We start from the raw sequence: 15,553 nt of genomic DNA, 5'->3' as shown, positions 1-15,553 counted from the left end.
TTGCCGGCACTCCGCCTGGACGAAGAGAAGATGGCGTAGCCGGTGACGGCGATCGTGGGCGCCCGGGGTGCTACCAGTTCTGTCCCTCCGGCAGGTCGCCCAGGCCCGGGGCGGACAGGTGCAGTACCTCGTAGCGCTCGGTCGCGTCCTCGTCCGGCGCGGACGTGTCCGCCCACAACACGAACCGCAGCAGCTGCCAGTGGTGGGGGTCGACGGCCAGCGCGGCGGTGTGCACGCCGTCATGGCGGGAGAGCTGTTGCAGCTGTTCGGCCTCCCGCGCGAGCAGCGCGGACAGGCCCAGTCCAGTGCCGTCCGGATCCGCGTCGGAAGGTATCGGGGTGAGGCGGCGCGAGGCCGCCCTGGGAGGAGCCGTGCGGGCGGGGCCGGCGTGGCAGGCGATGCCTGTCCAGTGGCGGGCGGCAGGGCGACCGAAGTCCCGGATGATGTTCTGGAATCCGCCACTTCCGACGAGGAAGCGGGCCATCGAGCCGGTGTCGTTCCACAGGTAGAAGGGGGCGTACTGGTTGACCGGCGAGCCGTCGACGCCGCGTTCGCGGATGGCATACGCCTTCAGGCCCAGGCCGGCGCGGTCGTCGAGGACGTGGCCGCCATCGGCTACCCGTTTGCGGATGATCCTCATGTCGTAGCCGGCAGGCAGGGTGATCTCGTACTGCTTGGCGTACACGAAGGGTGCTGCCTTTCCCGGTGAATGGTCAGTGGGTCAGAGAGCCGGTGAGGTATTCGGCCTCGGTGACATGGGTGCCGCGTTCGGCTTCGGTGCCGTCCTCGGCCACCTCTTGGATGGCCAGGTGGGTCATGAAGGTGGTGGGAGAGGCTCCGTGCCAGTGCCACTCGCCCGGTGCGATGCGCACACTGTCGCCGGCCCGGATGGTGTGCACCTCTCCGCCGCGGCACTGAACGAGCCCGGTCCCTTCGGTGACGTGCAGCACCTGTCCGAGAGGGTGGCGATGCCACGCGGTGCGTGCGCCGGGCGCGAAGTGAACCCTGTCGACCCGGAAGCGCGACGATCCCTCGGGGGCGGCGATCTCGTCGACCCATGCCGCGCCGGCAATCCATTCGGGGGGAGCGACAGCGGTGGGCTGTGGTGTACGGGAAACACGCATGAAGAACAGGCCCCTTCTACTTGCGGGTGGGGGAGATATGTGTGGTCAGCAGGCCCAGCACCCCGGTGATCGCCTGGTCGAACGGCTGCACGGAGTCGGCGGCACGGGCCAGGACATAGCCGCCCTGCAGGACCGCGACGACGGTCGCGGCGGCAGCCTGCGGGTCCAGCGTGGTGTCCAGTTCGCCGCGCTCGCGTCCCTCGGCCAGGACCTCGGCGAGGCGCTCACGTAGCCAGGCCAGGGTTTCGTCTACCGGGGCCCGCAGCGTCGGGTCGGCCATGACGTCCGGGTCCTGGGTGAGACGTCCGATGGGACAGCCCTTGAGGACGTCCCGCTCCCGGCGCAGGTACGCGGTGACGCGGTCCACGCTGGTCCCCGGTGCGGACAACTGCTCCTCGGCCTTGGCGCGCATCTCCTCGGCGGTACGGCGAATCGCGGCGAGTGCCAGGTCCGGCTTGCCGGCGAAGTGGTGGTACATGCTGCCCTGCCCGACCCCGGCCCGCTGCTGGATCGCCTTCGGGCTGGTGCCGGTGTAGCCGCGTTCCCACAGCAGCTCGCGAGTGCTTGCGATGAGACGTTCCGCAGTGCTCATGAAACGAGTGTACATACTAGTAGGTACAGTCACGATTGAGGCTTCCAGCGCGGCTGTGGACTCTCACAAATGACCAGTTGTGCGAGGTCCGCGCCCCGCTGGTCCGGCGAGGCGTTCCCCAGGTCGCCGGCCGCGGAATCCCTCTCACAACCTCCGCGTTCCGAGAGACGGTTCCGAGATGGCCGCAACCTGCACGGACGCCCTACTCTGCGGCTGGTCGCACCGACCCGAGCGAAGGGCCTCGTGGATCCGGAGCCTCCGACCCGCCTGAAGATCCGAAGTCAGTACACCTGGAGGCGCCTGGCCTCTCGCTCTGCGGCGCGGGCCTCGCGATTGCGACCGAGGTGCCTGAGCTGCTTGCCGAGCCAGGTCAGCGCGTCCGCGAGGCTGGCGCGATGAGCGCCGGGGTCGGAGGCGGCCAGTGGACGCAGCAGGTCGACGGCTCCCTCGGCCGCGGTCACGGCCTCGCGGTGGCGCCGGAGGTGCCCCAACCCGACGCCGAGGTTGTAGAGGCTGCGTGCGTGCCCGTCGGGCGATTCGACGTGCCGGCGATAGAGAGCGACGGCCTCGTTCAGGGGGACCAGGGCGTCCTCGAACCGGCTGAGCGCCAGGAGGAGCCAGCCGAGGTTGTTCAGGGACGAGGCGAGCTGTGGCAGACGCCTGGCGTCGGACGTCGCCAGGGCGCGGTGGATGTGCACGGCACGGTCGAGAGGGCCGAGGGCTTCACCGTATCGGCCGAGCTTCGTCAGCACGAGAGCGAGGTTGTACAGCGGAGATGCCGTCGCGGCGGCGGCCGATTCTCCGTCCAGGACGTCGATCACTTGCTCGAAGAGAACGAGGGCGTCGTCGAGTCGTCCCGCCCTCATCAGCCGCATGCCCTCCTCGTTCTGCTCGTGCAGGCGGGCGAGCAAGTCCCGGTCCGGCGTGCTCGCCGTTCCGTGACCGGGGTTGCGGCGGAAGCCGGTCGCGGTCACGGAGTAGCCGTGCCCGTTCAGCAGCTCGTCGAGGAATGCGATGAAGTCCGGCTGCGTCGCCGCTATGTGGCGGTGGTAGCGGGCGGCCATCCGCTGGTACGGCTGCGCCTCGCCGGTGCGGCCCATTTCGTGCAACTGGTGGATGAGGGCGACCAGCCCGGTCCAGTGGGCGATGGCGTGGTCCGTCCTCCCCGTGTCGATGAGCGACCGGCGCAACTCCATCGCTTCGTTGAGGGCGTCGAGCGCCTCGTCATGGCGGCCCATCTCGCCCAGCTTGATGCCGATGAACTCCAGTGACGAGACCAGTTCCGGGCCGGCAGAGGTGAGGTGGCGACACAGCTCGACGGCTTCTCGCATGGGAACGAGGGCGTGGTGGTGATGGCCGAGTTCGGCCAGCTGGTTGCCGAGGTTGATCAGCGACGAGGCGAAGGCCGAGGCGTATTCGTCGGGTTGCCTTCCGGTCAGGTCACGGTAGAGGTCGACGGCCTCCTGGGCGACCGGCACCGCGTCCTCCCGCCGAGCCGACAGGCCGAGGAGGAGGGCATGGGCGTCCAACGCGCTCGCCAGATCGGGAGAGTGGCGGTCGGGATCGGCCTCGACGAGCCGCCGGAAGAGGCGCACCTGCTGCTCCGCCTCGGCCAGCGCTCGCGCTACCCCCTCGTGCGGGTGTGACACTCGCTGACACCACCTCTCCGAACCGGCCGGCCACCAGGGCAGCGCGCGGCCGTCGCGGAGGAAGCCGCCGCTTGGCCTGCCCGAACATCTTCACCACCGTGATGCCTTCGACAAACTCGATGACACAGCTGACGATGCGCTGCCGGGCTTCGTCGTAGGCTGTCGTCTCTGCACCAAGGCTCGTCATCATCCAGATGAACAGCGCGATTCCGGCCTATGAGAAACAGGGGGACGGAAACATACGCTAAGCCGTCTGTAGCCGGCCGTCGTCGACATAGGTCACGATGCGGTGAAGTCCCGATGAGGGCCCTCCGCTCGGGCCGGTGCGATCAGCCGCAGAGCAGGCCCTCCGCTCGGGTCGGTGTCATCAGCTCCGAAGTGGCGAGAAAGGCCAGGCCAAAGCCTCCTGGCGGCATCCTTGATCAGAATGCGAAGCCATGGCGCTCCGCGGTCGTCCGGGATACCGCCCTTCCCGCGGGGCCGATGAACGGCCGCGACAAGGTCCGGACTCTCCGCCGGACGGCGGGAGCCGATCGCTCGCAGCTGCTTGGCCCCTGGTGACACCGGCCCGACTGGAGGGCCTTGAGGTCAGCGGCTGGCAGGCGGTGTCGGCTCGGCCGCCGGAGGTTCGCCGGGGGTGCGGTCGCTGGAGTTCTGGCCGGTGCGGCGGGTGCGGGCGGTGGCCCGCCGACGCGACCCTGCTCGGCGGTGGACTGCTCGCCCTGCGCCGCCGCGACTTCCGGTAACGCCGTACCTCAGGAGTCCCGCGCTGAATGTAAGGGGTATATTCTTTTTTTAACGGTTACTGGGAAGTGGGTGAGGCATGCGGATCTCCATCACCGACTATGCGGTGGGGGCGGCCATGGCCGGCGATCTGGCCAACACCTCACCCACCGTGCAGACCACGGCAGGGGAGGCCCTGTCGACCCCTGAAGCGTTGCTGCAGTTCCTTGCGGGACACGGACTGCGGCTCGACGCCCTGGCGGATGGGCGGACGCCGACCGGCGACGACGTCCGCGAGGTTCACCTGCTGCGCCGGGAGGCGCGTGGCGTCGTGGAGACCGAGACGGAGGAGCAGGCGGTCGCTGGTGCTGTCGTGCTGTCCAGGCGGGCCGGTCTCAGCCCGGTGCTGGACCGCGACTCCAGCGGGCGCTGGCAGTGGTACGTGCCGACCGCGCCGGGCGCGTCGCCGGCCGAGGAGCTGGCCACGCTCATCGGTGTCGGCCTGCTCGGCGCCGTCCGCGCGCTCGGCCACGGCCGGTTCCGCGCCTGCGTTGCTCCGGGCTGCCGTGGGGTGTTCGTCGACACCAGCCGCGGTGGGCGCCGCGTCTACTGCATGCCCGACTTGTGCGGCAACCGGCTCAATGTCGCCAATCACCGCGCACGGCACCGGCTGACCGCCCATTGAAAGACACAAGGAGAACCCGATGCACGACCCTGCGGACAGTACGACAGCCGGCAAGCCGGTGAGCGGGCCGCCACTCGCAGGCGCTTTCCAGCTCCCGGACGGGTCCTGGATCCGCGGCCGCGGCCTGCGCCATCCGCTGCCGGAAGGGCCGATGCCCGGCTTCGGCCTGTATCTCGGCTCCGACCGGCTCCGCCGTCGCCACGAGAGCGAGCTGCGGTGGCCACACGAGTGGATCCAGTGGCCCGACTTCCTGTTGCCCCGCGATCACGGTCTGGCCGTGCGGCACATCCGCGCGCTGCACGAGCGGGCGCGGGCGGGCAGCGCGGTGGAGGTCGCCTGCGGGGGCGGCGTCGGACGCACCGGCACGGTCGTCGCCTGCCTCGCCATCCTGGCCGGCCTCGGCCCGGCCGACGCCGTCGCCTGGACCCGCGAGAACCATCACCACCGGGCCGTCGAGACCCTGTGGCAGCGCCGCTGGGTCCTGCGCTTCCCGCCATCAGCTCAAGGATCCGCGCGACCAGGACGCTGATCCTTGAGCTGTTCCGCCCAGAGGGGGAGAGCGATTCCGAGATGTCGACACCGCCGTCTTCCACCATGACCGGCACGCCGTCTTCGAGCACTTCCCGGGCTGGACACTGGTGGGCCGCGCGGCCGACCTGCTCACCTTCCCCGGCGCGGACGGAGATCCGGTCACCCCGGCCCCGCTACAGCGGCTTCCTGCTCAACTCGCTCCCGCCTTACCGGCGGACCACCGGCCCCGCGGTGGTGAAGGCGGCCATGAAGCGCCTGACCGGCTAGCCTGGCCGGACTTCGTCGCCGACTCTCAGCTCGCCGAGGTTCCTGGGCACCAGGCGGATGCCGAACCAGGTCTTTCCGTCCCAGCGGCGGTGTTTGGCCAGGGTTCTCAGGGGTTCCTTGCCACGGTCCTGAGTGGCCGGGTCCCAGGTGGTGGCGGCGCAGCGGTCGCACAACTCCGAGACGCGGAAGTCGATCTCGCCGATGCGGACCGACGTCCAGGTGTCCTCCGCGAAGGGTTCCGCGCCGTCGATGACGGCGTTGGGCCGGAAGCGGGCGACGTCGAGGGGGCCCGGGGGGTGCTCCTGGCGTTCCATGGCGCTTTCGGCGATCCAGTCGTCCAGGCGCTGGAGCGAACTCCTGGAGACGAGCAGGAGGGGTGCGTCCCAGAGGCCGCCTTGCTCCTCGGTGTTGGTCCGGCGTCCGGGGTCGTCCAGCCAGATGAGGCGGGCGGGCTTGCCGAGCAGGCGGGTGAACCATTCATGGGCGTCGGCGTGGGCGAGCACGGCTCGGTCGAGGTTGGAGAAACCCAGCGGGAGCGTGGCGCCGGTGGCCGGGGGGACCTTGAGTTCGCCCATGCCCTTCGCCGACAGGCGGAGGCCGCCTTCGGGGGGTTCGGCGGCCGAAACCGAGAGGAACTGGGGGTGTTCGCCTACCCAGATCAGGTCTCCCAGCGGGTCCACCACGGCCCAGCGGCGGTCGCCTTCCAGACCCCAGGGGAGGACGTGGGCGGATGGGCGGGAGATGCCTTTGGTGGACTTGACGGGGTAGGTGCGGATCTCCGCTAGTTCCATTGGGCAAGGATAGGAGAAAGCGCTTTCTTGGGATATGGGAGCGCTTCCACGGGGCGTCCGGAGCGGAGTGCCGGGCCCCCTCCGGGAGGTGGGTTTCGCATGCTCTTCGATGAGGCGGCGGGGTCCGTCCGTCGGAAGCCCCGTAGCGGCTTCTGGTGAAACATTCATCGCGGGTGCCGTCGGAGGACGCGGCTTGGCACCTTCTCTCCAAGCGGGCCCGGCGGCATCGCCCAGGCCTGCCGTTTTCACTCACGACAGGCTCGGAGGTCTTGCTGGCCCGGAGAAGGGCAGCGAGCTACGCGACCATCTCCGGCAGGCCATGACCATGCTCGGCTACGCCGGACGGCATCCCTGGTCCGGATGGCGCCTGGCCGTACCGGTCAGGCGCCCCGTCGAGGTTGTCGGCGGCGCGGGCGGGCTCCGGGTCGTCCCATGCGTGGGCCGGGAGCGGCGGCGTACCCGTGGCGAGAGGGTCTCGCGCCGCCGCGCTTGCCCGGTGACGGCACGCCGAGGCGTGCCGGCGGTTGGGGTATGTCCCGGCGGCGGTCGCCGAGGTTGTCTGCCCGCGGTCTGAACGTGGCTCAGGTAGTGCTGTCTGAGGTCGCTTCGGGTTTTATGTGGAGGATCTCGCGGGCCTGGTCCGCGGCGCGGGCGATGCTCTCGGAGACGAAGTCGACGAAGCGGGCGATGTTCTCCAGGCGGGCGGCGGCCGGGGTGTCGGGGCCGAGGATGCCGACGCCCTGCCGGGCGACCTCGCCGAGGTGGGCGGTGGCGCGGGCGCTGGCCATCGTTGACTGGTACAAGACGTCGTCGTCGACGACGTAGCGCTCGCGGCGGCGTTCGTCGCGTTCCCGGCGGATGAGGCCCTGGCTTTCGAGGAACGTGATCGCTTTGGAGACGGACGCCGGGCTGACCTGGAGGCGCCCGGCGAGTTCGGAGGCGCTGAGACTGCCGGCGTCGGTGGTGTAGAGGCTGGCCAGCACCAGGGCCGTCATCTTGGGCAGGCCCGATTGCATGAAGACGGTGGCGAACACCTCCTCGTACTCGCGCACGGCCTCGGCGTCGCGTCCGTGGGCCTGCGGGGGCGTGTTGGGGTCCCGGGGCGCGGCGCGCCTGCGGCGGTGAGTGCGGTGTTCGGTGGCGCGGTGGGCCAGGTCGGCGCGGTAGGCGGTGGGACCGCCGTTGCGCATCACCTCACGCGTGATCGTCGAGGTCGGACGGTCGAGGCGTCTGGCGATCTCCGCGTAGGCGAGGCCGTCGGCCAGTCCCAGCGCGATCTGCTGGCGTTCCTGCTGGGTGAGTCTGCCTCCCGGCATCGCGGTCTCCTTCGTGGTCTGTGGTGTCTCCAGTATAGCGTTCACTCTCGATTCATTGCAACGAGCAGAGCGAGGATTGTTGCGTTAAATTCAAAATCATTGCAACGAAATACTGGCTTCTATCTGCAATGATGGTGCTTGGACGCAATGAATCAGTTGCTATATCCAAAAATGCAACGTAGCGTTTCCATCATCAGAAACAGCGAGCCGAAGGAGAGAACGATGCAGAAGTTCGACACCCCCACCCCGGTGACCGCCGTCCTCGACATCCCCGCCGGCCGCATCCAGCTCATCGCCGCCGACCGGGCCGACACCGTAGTCGAGGTCCTCCCCGCGAACGCCTCGAAGAGCCGCGACGTGAAGGCGGCCGAGCAGACCGAGGTCGCATACGGCGACGGCGTCCTGCGGATCAAGGCCCCGGAGGCGAAGAACCAGATCCTCGGCGCCTCCGGATCCATCGAAGTCACCGTCCAGCTGCCCGCCGGCTCCCGCATCGAAGCGCAGGCGGCCGGCGCCGAGCTCCGGGGCGTCGGACGGCTCGGCGACGTCGCCTTCGAGGCCGCGCAGGGCTCGGTCAAGCTCGACGAGACCGCGAGCGCCCGCCTCACCCTCCTCGCCGGCGACGTCTCGGTCGGCCGCCTGGGCGGCCCCGCGCAGATCAGCACCCAGAAGGGCGACCTCCGCATCACCGAGGCCGTGCGTGGCACGGTCACGCTGCGCACCGAGGCCGGCGAGATCTCCATCGGCGCCGCCCGCGGAGTCTCGGCCTCCCTGGACGCCGGCACCTCCTACGGCCGGATCCACAACGCGCTCAAGAACGCCGATGGCGCCGACGCCGCCCTGACCATCCACGCGACCACCGCCTACGGCGACATCACCGCCCGCAGCCTGTAAGAGGGACACCCCTCAGTCGCGGCGATCCTGTCCGTTCAGTCGAATTTCGTAACAGTTCCAAAGAATTTCGTAACAGTTCCAAAGGAGCACACCACCATGTCCATCACCCTTACCGACCAGGACCGCCCGGAGCTGCAGAAGGCCATCGAGGAGATGGTCGATTCCGGTTTCACCGGGGTGACGCTGCGCGTGCACGATGAGCGGGGCGAGTGGGTCGGCAGCGCGGGGGTGCGCAAGCTGGGCGAGAGCGCCAAGCCGCCGACGAACGGCCACGTCCGGATCGGCAGCGTCACCAAGACCTTCACCGCGACCGTGGTGCTGCAACTGGTGGCCGAGGGCAAGATCGGGCTGGACACCCCGGCGGATGACTACCTGCCCGAGTTCGGGCTGGACCGGCGGATCACGGTGCGGATGCTGTTGCAGCACACCAGCGGGGTGTTCAACTTCACCGGCGAGTACTACGACGACGGGACGTTCGCGCCGGGGATCGCCTGGGGCGGCCAGGAGTGGGTGGAGAACCGGTTCAAGACCTACCGGCCGGAGGAGCTGGTACGGCTGGCGTTGTCCAAGCCGGCGCGCTTTGAGCCGGGGACGGACTGGAGCTACGCCAACACCAACTACGTACTGGCCAGGCTGCTGATCGAGAAGGTCACCGGCCGCAGCTACGCCGAGGAGATGCAGCGGCTGATCCTGGGGCCGCTCGGGCTGTCGGGAACCGTGGCGCCGACCACCCAGTCGGAGATCCCCGAGCCGCACGCCCACGCCTACTACCGCTACGAGGACGCCGGCCGGGAGAAGACGGTCGACGTCACCCGCCAGAACCCCTCCTGGATCTCCAGCGGCGGTGACATGATCTCGACCACCCAGGACCTGCACACATTCATCTCCGCGCTGGTGGGCGGCAAACTCCTGCCGGCCCCGCTGCTGGCCGAGATGTGCACACCGCATCCCAAGATCGGCTACGGCCTGGGAGTGTTCGTCCAGGACGCGGGCGAGAACGGCGGCACCGTCATCACCCACAACGGCGGCCACGGCGGCCACGCGGCGCTGATGTACAGCACGCCCGACGGCAGCAAGACCCTGACCGCCACGCTGAACTATGTCGACGACGCCGCACTGTCCATGGCAGAGGCCTTCCAGAAGGCGGCGCAGAGGCTCGTCGAGGAGGTGTTCGGCGGCGGGCAGGCCGGGTCGGTTGACGCGGCCGAGCCGGCTCAGTAGACAGGGCCGAGCGGCGTGGACCCGCACGGGCCAAGCCGGCTCCGCTCCCCCTGGCCGGCGCCCGCCGGCATGGACGACCAGGTCCGCCCGGACCACACGCCGCGGCAGGTCGACGTCGAAGCGCAACCGCGACCCGAAACTGACACCTTGGATCGCAGGGGCGCAGATGAGGCTGGTCCCTACGTCACCGGGTGAGCTCCTCCGCGGCCGCGGATCCGGCTGTGGGAGCCTGCCTGTTCTTCATGGTCAGGGCCAGGAGGATTGTGCAGGCGGTGAACGCGGCCGCGACGGTAAAGGCCGTGGTGACTCCCTCGGTGAGGACCTGGTGGGCCGGTCCGCGCGAAGCGCGGGTGGCGGCGCCGAACACCGTGACGAGGATGGCCAGCCCCAGCGCACCGCCGATCTGCTGCATGACATTGAGCAGGCCGGAGGCGGCACCGGCATCCTCGGCTCGGATCCCGGAGGACAACACGGTGGTGGCTCCCACCAGCAGGATGCCCATGCCGAGACCGGCGATCATCATGGGGCCGAGCAGTGCCGTGGCGTAGCCGGCCTGGGGCGTCAGCTGTGTCATCCACAGCAGGGCCAGGCTGATCGCCGCGGCGCCGACGGCGATCAGCGTCCTGGCGCCCAGGCGCGGCAGCAGCCGGGCCGCCACGCCGGAAGAGGCCAGGATCACGAGGGCCAGCGGCACGAAGGCGAATCCCGCCTGCAGAGGGCTGTAGCCGAGGACCTGCTGCAGGAACTGGGTGAGGAAGAAGAACATGCCGTTGCCCGCGGCCAGGACGAACAGCAGCACGACGTAGCCGCCGGCGCGGTTGCGGTCGGCGAACAGCCGTAGCGGGACGATCGGCTGCCGGGCACGGGACTCGACGGCCACGAACAGGACCAGCAGGACGGCGGCCGCGCTGAGCGCGCCGAGGGTGACCACATCGCCGAAGCCCTTCTCGGCGGCGCGGATGAAGCCGTAGACGAGCGCGGTCATGCCGAGCGTCGAGGTCAGCGAACCCGCCAGATCGAAGCGGCCTGGGTGGCGATCGGTCTCGGTGATGAACAGCGGGGCCAGGATCAGCAGGACGATGCCGATCGGCACGTTGATGAACAGCACCCACCGCCAGGAGATCCAGTCGGTGAGCATGCCACCGGCGATGAGGCCGATCGCGGCGCCGGAGCCGGAGACCGCCGCGTAAGCCCCCAGCGCCCGCGCCCGGCGTGCAGGGTCCGTAAAGCCTACGGTGATGAGGGCGAGCACGGTCGGTGCGGCAATGGCGGCGCCGATCCCCTGACCGGCACGGGCCGCCAGCAGCATCTCGGCCGATGTGGCCAGCCCTCCGGCCAGTGAGGCGACGGTGAAGATGACGACCCCGCCGATGAGAGCCCGCCGTTGGCCGACGATGTCGCCCGCGCGACCGCCGAGCAGCAGCAGACCGCCGAAGGCCAGCATGTAGGCATTGAGCACCCAGGACAGGCCGGTCGCGGAGAAACCCAGGTCGTGCTGGATGTCGGAGAGGGCGATGTTCACCACGTTGGTGTCCAGGATGAACATCGTCTGACAGATCAGCACGATGGCGAGCACCAGGCCGGGGCGGCGCTGCCGTCGGGCGGCACCGGCGGGCCCGGATCCCGCTGTCGCCACGTGCGTGCTCTGTTCGGTCATGGCACTCCTCAGGATGGTGCACAACGAAACGAGGAGGCTCCTCGTTTCTGGTGAGCTAAGATATGAGGAGGTTCCTCGTTTTAGCAAACGTGTGGAGGGTCCCGTGGCGGATCGATCGGCGCAGGCCCGGCCCGTAGGGCGCAAAGATGCGCGACGCAATTACGAGCGTCTATTGACGGCCGCTCGGACGGCTTTCACCGAGCACGGCGTTGGCGCCTCCTTGAACGACATCGCGCGCACCGCCGGCGTCGGCAACGTGACCCTCTACCGGCACTTCCCGACCCGCCAGGCACTGCTGGAGGCATTGCTGGGCGAGAGCCTGCGCGGCCTGAACGCACGCTCGGACGAGCTGCTCGCCTCCCCGTCCCCGCACCAGGCCTTGGCCACCTGGCTGACGGCCGCGGTCGAGCACGCCATGGCCTATCGCGGCCTGGTCGACGCCCTTGTCGACAGCCTCGCCGACCCCGCATCCGAACTCCACGCCACCTGCCAGGCCGTCAAGGCCGCTGGGGCACAACTACTGGCCAGAGCCCAGCACGCAGGGACGATCCGGCCCGATATCGACGCCTCGGCCCTTTTCTCCCTGATCGCTTCGGTCGCCTGGGCGGCGGAACGGACCCCCGCACACCATGATCGCCTTCTGGCCGTCATGCTCGACGGGCTCCACTTCCGGGTAGGCGAGCCGGCCCGAACCTGCTGGGCCAGTGAGGGGTGAACGGCGCGCTTATGCCCTGTTGCGGGACAACCTTCGTTATCTGGCACGTTAGCGATCACACCCCGGGTTCGAGCCGGCCGGATTCCCGCGCAGCCGTAGCTGCTGGGCACGACCGGCGACCGGCAGGTTGTTGCGTTCGGCGTCGTCGTGCAGCTGGACGTTTCACCAGGCGGTGGCGACGACTACGTTCGCGGGGCTGAACAGTCTCGGCGCGGGAGGCGGTGTGGGATGCTCGGCCCGCTTGACGGAGGCGGACGGCGACGCCCGGCGGGCCAGGTCGCAGGCGAGGGTCAGCCCGGTGGGGCCGGAGCCGACGACTCGGCCGGAGCCTCAGGCGCCCCCAGTAGTGGCAGCCACACCTCGTCCACGATCTCGACGATCGACTCGTCCGACACGGTGCGCATCGTCATGAACATGTCGTGGCGCAACAGGTCCATTCGAGGAGGCCCGTACGGTGTTGTCGGACGCGCGTTTCAGCGCCGACAAGGTGCGCCATCGGGACGCGACGTCGCTGCGGCCGCACGAGGTGGCCGAGATGGAGGCGGCGGAACCGTCGAAGGCGGAGGTGGCGGAGCGGGAGGACGGGATCTTCGTCTTCATGGACCCGCCGGAGCACACCCGGTTGCGGCGGTTGCTGACGGGTCAGTTCACGGTGCGGCGGATGCGGGAGCTGGAGTCGCGGGTGACGGAGATCGCAGTGGAGCACATCGAGGCGATGAAGGCGGCGGGTACGGAGGCCGATCTGGTGCCGGCGTTCGCGTTGCCGCTGCCGTCGCTGGTCATCTGCGAGTTGCTGGGCGTGGACTACGCCGACCGTGCGGAGTTCCAGGAGCGTACGGCGGCCGGGCTGAACGCGGACTCGACCCCGCAGGAGCAGGCCATGGCGCGCGCCGAGCTGTATGCGTTCATGCGGCGGCTGGTGGCAGGCAAGCGCTCGAACCCCGCTGATGACCTGCTGTCCGGGCTCATCCACGACGCCGACCCGCCCCTGACGGACGCACAGCTGGTCGATGTCGCACTCGTCCTGCTCAACGCGGGCCATGAGACCACGGCGAACATGCTGGGTCTGGGTACGTTCGCGCTGCTGGAGCATCCCGACCAGCTCGCGGCGCTGCGTGCCGATCCGGGCCTGATCGACAGCACGGTGGAGGAGCTGCTGCGGTTCCTGTCGATCATCCAGCTCGGAGTCAGCCGGGTCACCACCGAGCCGGTGACGCTGGGCGGTGTGGACATCCCGGCCGGCGCGACCGTCGTGATCGCCACGCCCGAGGTCAACCGGGACCCCCGACATTGGCCCGATCCCGACACGCTCGACCTGCGCCGCTCACGTACTCCTCACCTGGCCTTCGGGCATGGGGTGCACCAGTGCCTGGGTCAGCAACTGGCCCGGATCGAGATGCGGACAGGGCTGGGCGAACTGATCTCCCGTCTGCCGGACCTGCGCCTGGCGGTGCCGACCGAGCAGGTGCCGGTACGCAACGAGATGCTCATCTTCGGCGTGCATTCGCTACCGGTCACCTGGTCCTGAGACGGGGATCGAACAACTGGAACGGCCGGTGGCGTCAGGGCCTGCTCTAACTGAGGGTTTCAAAATGAGGTCCGCAGTCTGCGGAGGCAGATGATGCTGCAGGCCAGGTCAAGCAGGGCTTGACGAAGATCAGCACGGCGTTCGTAGCGGATGCGGAGTCGGTTGAACTGACGCAGCCAGGCGAAGGTCCGCTCTACGACCCATCTGACCTTGCCTGACCCCGATCCGTGTGGGGTGCCGCGGCGGGCGGCCACTTGCAGATCGTGATCGGGGCGGATCTGCACCACCCGGCCGCCCCGGGCAATGGTGCACCGCTGCCGCAGCGGGCAGAGCGCACAGGTCGCGGTGTCGAAGGTAGCGCGTTTGGTGTCCGTACCACCGGCACCGCCCTCTGCCCGGCCGGGCAGAGGCCGGTGCCGGTGCCGATGGCGAAGTCGTCCAGGGTGAACCCGCTCGGCCCGGCCGGGCGCAGTGGCGGCGGCTTGATCAGCAGCCGGTGCCCGGCCTCGGTCAGTGCCCGCCGGCACGGCCCGGACGAGTACGCGGCATCGGCCACGACCTCCACCCGGTGGTCTTCGCCGGTCAGTAGATCGGGGGCCACGGCGGCCTCGTGATGGGCGGCTCCGGCCCCGGGCCGCATGGCGACGGCGGTCAGCAGGCCGGTCTCCGGCTCGACGGCCAGGTGCGCCTTGAACCCGTCTGAGGTGCGGGTTGTGCTCTTGTGGATGTGCCGGGCCTCGGGATCGACGGTGGAGATCATACGCTCGGGTGCGGTGCGCCGGGCGATGCGCCGGCGCCCGTCGCGGCCGTCGGAGCCCTCGCCCGGTTCCACGTCCTGGTCCGCCACAAGCGCCAGGATGCCGATGGCGTCTGCGGCGCGCGCATCCAGCACCTGGTCGCAGGTCTCGGCCAGCAGGCGGATCGCGTCGGTGACCAGGGCATCGACCAGGACGGCCCGGGCCTGCTCGTCGTTCCAGGCGATGCGGGGTTTACCGGGGCTGATGTAGTCATGGGCGATGCAGCAGGACGCGGCGGCTTCCGCGGCGCCGGGCACCTCGCGGATTACCCGGCGGATCGTGGCGATCAGCTGGGTGACGGTGTCCTGGGTGGCTACCGCGTCGTCCAGCACGGCCGAGTCCAGTGCCCGCCGGTGGCGGCCGCGCAGCACGCCGGTTTCGGCGATGACCGCGCGGACCGCATCGAAGATCCGGCCGGTCGCGTCGAGCGGGCCAGGCGGCGCCGGAAGTAGGTCAGCAGCGACGGATCGAATGCGGTGTCGTGCAGGCCCAGTCCGCAGGCGGCCTTCCAGCGCAGGTCGCAGCGTAGTTCCTGGACGGCCTCGACATCGGAGACGCCGTCCAGGGTCTGCAACAGCACCGCCGTGGCCAGGATCTGCGGCGGCATGCTGGGGCGGTATTCACAGCGAGGTCAGGCTCCTACATCTTCAGTGGTCTCCTGTCGATGGACGGCACCTGGGGGAAGATCCTGGACGGGTTGCGGGCCGGATGTGACGAGGCCGAAGGCGAGGACTGGACGGTGAGCGTGGATTCCGCCGTGGTGCGTGCGCATCAGCATGCCGCCGGAGCCCGCCATCGGCCGTCGGCCGACTTCCCGTCAAAGGGGACGGCGTAGATCACAAACCGGCCAGGGGACGGGAAGCGCTGGGCCGTCCGCGTGGCGGGTTGAGCACGAAGGTGCACCTGGCCGCCGACCGGCGTTGCCGTCCGATCGCCCGGATCATCAGCCCCGGCCGGCATGGCGACAGCCCGTACTTCCGGCGTGTGCTGGAGGGCGTGCGCATTCAACGTCACGGGCCGATCGGCCTTCCTCGTCGCCCGGTGATCGTGTACGTCGCCGCGA

Annotated in this window: 16 protein-coding genes and 1 pseudogene; 6 read left to right on the top strand and 11 right to left on the bottom strand. The window is 69.6% G+C overall.

Translation table 11 applies throughout. From position 1 onward, the window contains the following. Window positions 1-70: 70 nt before the first annotated feature. From SROS_RS24265 to SROS_RS24250, 4 genes are all read right to left on the bottom strand, one after another. A complete protein-coding gene (locus tag SROS_RS24265; RefSeq protein ID WP_012891555.1) occupies window positions 71-685 on the bottom strand; it encodes a DUF4865 family protein in 615 nt (204 codons plus the stop codon). Window positions 686-713: 28 nt separating this feature from the next. Beyond that, window positions 714-1,124 carry a (R)-mandelonitrile lyase gene (locus tag SROS_RS24260; protein ID WP_012891554.1) on the bottom strand — a complete coding sequence of 137 codons (411 nt, stop codon included), beginning with the start codon at window positions 1,122-1,124 and terminating at the stop codon, window positions 714-716. A 16-nt stretch (window positions 1,125-1,140) separates the two neighbouring features. Next, on the bottom strand, window positions 1,141-1,716 hold the full coding sequence (locus SROS_RS24255) for a TetR/AcrR family transcriptional regulator (protein WP_043656570.1): 576 nt from the start codon (window positions 1,714-1,716) through the stop codon (window positions 1,141-1,143). A 281-nt stretch (window positions 1,717-1,997) separates the two neighbouring features. After that, window positions 1,998-3,365 (bottom strand): tetratricopeptide repeat protein, encoded by a 1,368-nt coding sequence (locus tag SROS_RS24250; protein ID WP_012891552.1) that lies wholly within the window; start codon window positions 3,363-3,365, stop codon window positions 1,998-2,000. A gap of 823 nt (window positions 3,366-4,188) precedes the next feature. Here SROS_RS24250 and SROS_RS24245 point away from each other — a divergent pair. Together SROS_RS24245 and SROS_RS24240 are read left to right on the top strand one after the other, a co-directional pair. Next, window positions 4,189-4,773 (top strand): CGNR zinc finger domain-containing protein, encoded by a 585-nt coding sequence (locus SROS_RS24245; RefSeq protein ID WP_012891551.1) that lies wholly within the window; start codon window positions 4,189-4,191, stop codon window positions 4,771-4,773. A gap of 19 nt (window positions 4,774-4,792) precedes the next feature. Beyond that, on the top strand, window positions 4,793-5,302 hold the full coding sequence (locus SROS_RS24240; protein WP_012891550.1) for a phosphatase domain-containing protein: 510 nt from the start codon (window positions 4,793-4,795) through the stop codon (window positions 5,300-5,302). Window positions 5,303-5,567: 265 nt separating this feature from the next. Here SROS_RS24240 and SROS_RS24235 read toward each other — a convergent pair whose 3' ends face one another. After that, window positions 5,568-6,362: an MOSC domain-containing protein gene (locus tag SROS_RS24235; RefSeq protein ID WP_012891549.1), complete on the bottom strand. Its 795-nt coding sequence runs from the start codon at window positions 6,360-6,362 to the stop codon at window positions 5,568-5,570. Between the two features lie 581 nt (window positions 6,363-6,943). After that, window positions 6,944-7,678: a GbsR/MarR family transcriptional regulator gene (locus SROS_RS24230; protein ID WP_012891548.1), complete on the bottom strand. Its 735-nt coding sequence runs from the start codon at window positions 7,676-7,678 to the stop codon at window positions 6,944-6,946. Between the two features lie 222 nt (window positions 7,679-7,900). Between SROS_RS24230 and SROS_RS24225 the strand changes: the two genes are divergently transcribed. Together SROS_RS24225 and SROS_RS24220 are read left to right on the top strand one after the other, a co-directional pair. After that, window positions 7,901-8,572: a DUF4097 family beta strand repeat-containing protein gene (locus tag SROS_RS24225; RefSeq protein WP_012891547.1), complete on the top strand. Its 672-nt coding sequence runs from the start codon at window positions 7,901-7,903 to the stop codon at window positions 8,570-8,572. 96 nt (window positions 8,573-8,668) lie between these two features. Continuing rightward, the gene (locus tag SROS_RS24220) at window positions 8,669-9,793 is read left to right on the top strand and encodes a serine hydrolase domain-containing protein (protein WP_012891546.1); all 1,125 of its coding nucleotides are present in this window, start codon (window positions 8,669-8,671) and stop codon (window positions 9,791-9,793) included. A gap of 184 nt (window positions 9,794-9,977) precedes the next feature. On the opposite strand, the gene SROS_RS24215 is transcribed toward SROS_RS24220, so the two are convergent. Continuing rightward, a complete protein-coding gene (locus SROS_RS24215) occupies window positions 9,978-11,450 on the bottom strand; it encodes an MFS transporter (protein ID WP_012891545.1) in 1,473 nt (490 codons plus the stop codon). Between the two features lie 91 nt (window positions 11,451-11,541). Between SROS_RS24215 and SROS_RS24210 the strand changes: the two genes are divergently transcribed. Beyond that, window positions 11,542-12,165 (top strand): TetR/AcrR family transcriptional regulator, encoded by a 624-nt coding sequence (locus tag SROS_RS24210; RefSeq protein WP_342632945.1) that lies wholly within the window; start codon window positions 11,542-11,544, stop codon window positions 12,163-12,165. 290 nt (window positions 12,166-12,455) lie between these two features. Here the strand turns inward: SROS_RS24210 and SROS_RS51695 are convergent, their stop codons facing one another. Further along, entirely contained in the window at window positions 12,456-12,602 is a 147-nt protein-coding gene (locus SROS_RS51695; protein WP_174435240.1) for a hypothetical protein, read from the bottom strand. A gap of 17 nt (window positions 12,603-12,619) precedes the next feature. Between SROS_RS51695 and SROS_RS24205 the strand changes: the two genes are divergently transcribed. Further along, entirely contained in the window at window positions 12,620-13,693 is a 1,074-nt protein-coding gene (locus SROS_RS24205; RefSeq protein WP_012891543.1) for a cytochrome P450, read from the top strand. 59 nt (window positions 13,694-13,752) lie between these two features. Here the strand turns inward: SROS_RS24205 and SROS_RS53175 are convergent, their stop codons facing one another. The 3 genes and pseudogenes from SROS_RS53175 to SROS_RS54510 all read right to left on the bottom strand — a co-directional run bounded on the left by SROS_RS53175 (window position 13,753) and on the right by SROS_RS54510 (window position 15,097). Then, window positions 13,753-14,220: a transposase gene (locus SROS_RS53175; RefSeq protein ID WP_245564242.1), complete on the bottom strand. Its 468-nt coding sequence runs from the start codon at window positions 14,218-14,220 to the stop codon at window positions 13,753-13,755. Continuing rightward, window positions 14,184-14,453, bottom strand: a pseudogene (locus SROS_RS54515) (transposase); the annotation flags it as partial. The pseudogene SROS_RS54515 and the gene SROS_RS53175, both read right to left, overlap by 37 nt. A 350-nt stretch (window positions 14,454-14,803) precedes the next feature. Continuing rightward, window positions 14,804-15,097: a transposase gene (locus SROS_RS54510; RefSeq protein WP_052317035.1), complete on the bottom strand. Its 294-nt coding sequence runs from the start codon at window positions 15,095-15,097 to the stop codon at window positions 14,804-14,806. Between the last annotated feature and the right edge of the window lie 456 nt (window positions 15,098-15,553).

The sequence above is a fragment of the Streptosporangium roseum DSM 43021 genome (assembly GCF_000024865.1).
Classification (GTDB): domain Bacteria; phylum Actinomycetota; class Actinomycetes; order Streptosporangiales; family Streptosporangiaceae; genus Streptosporangium; species Streptosporangium roseum.
This window is presented reverse-complemented; position numbering and strand designations above follow the sequence as displayed.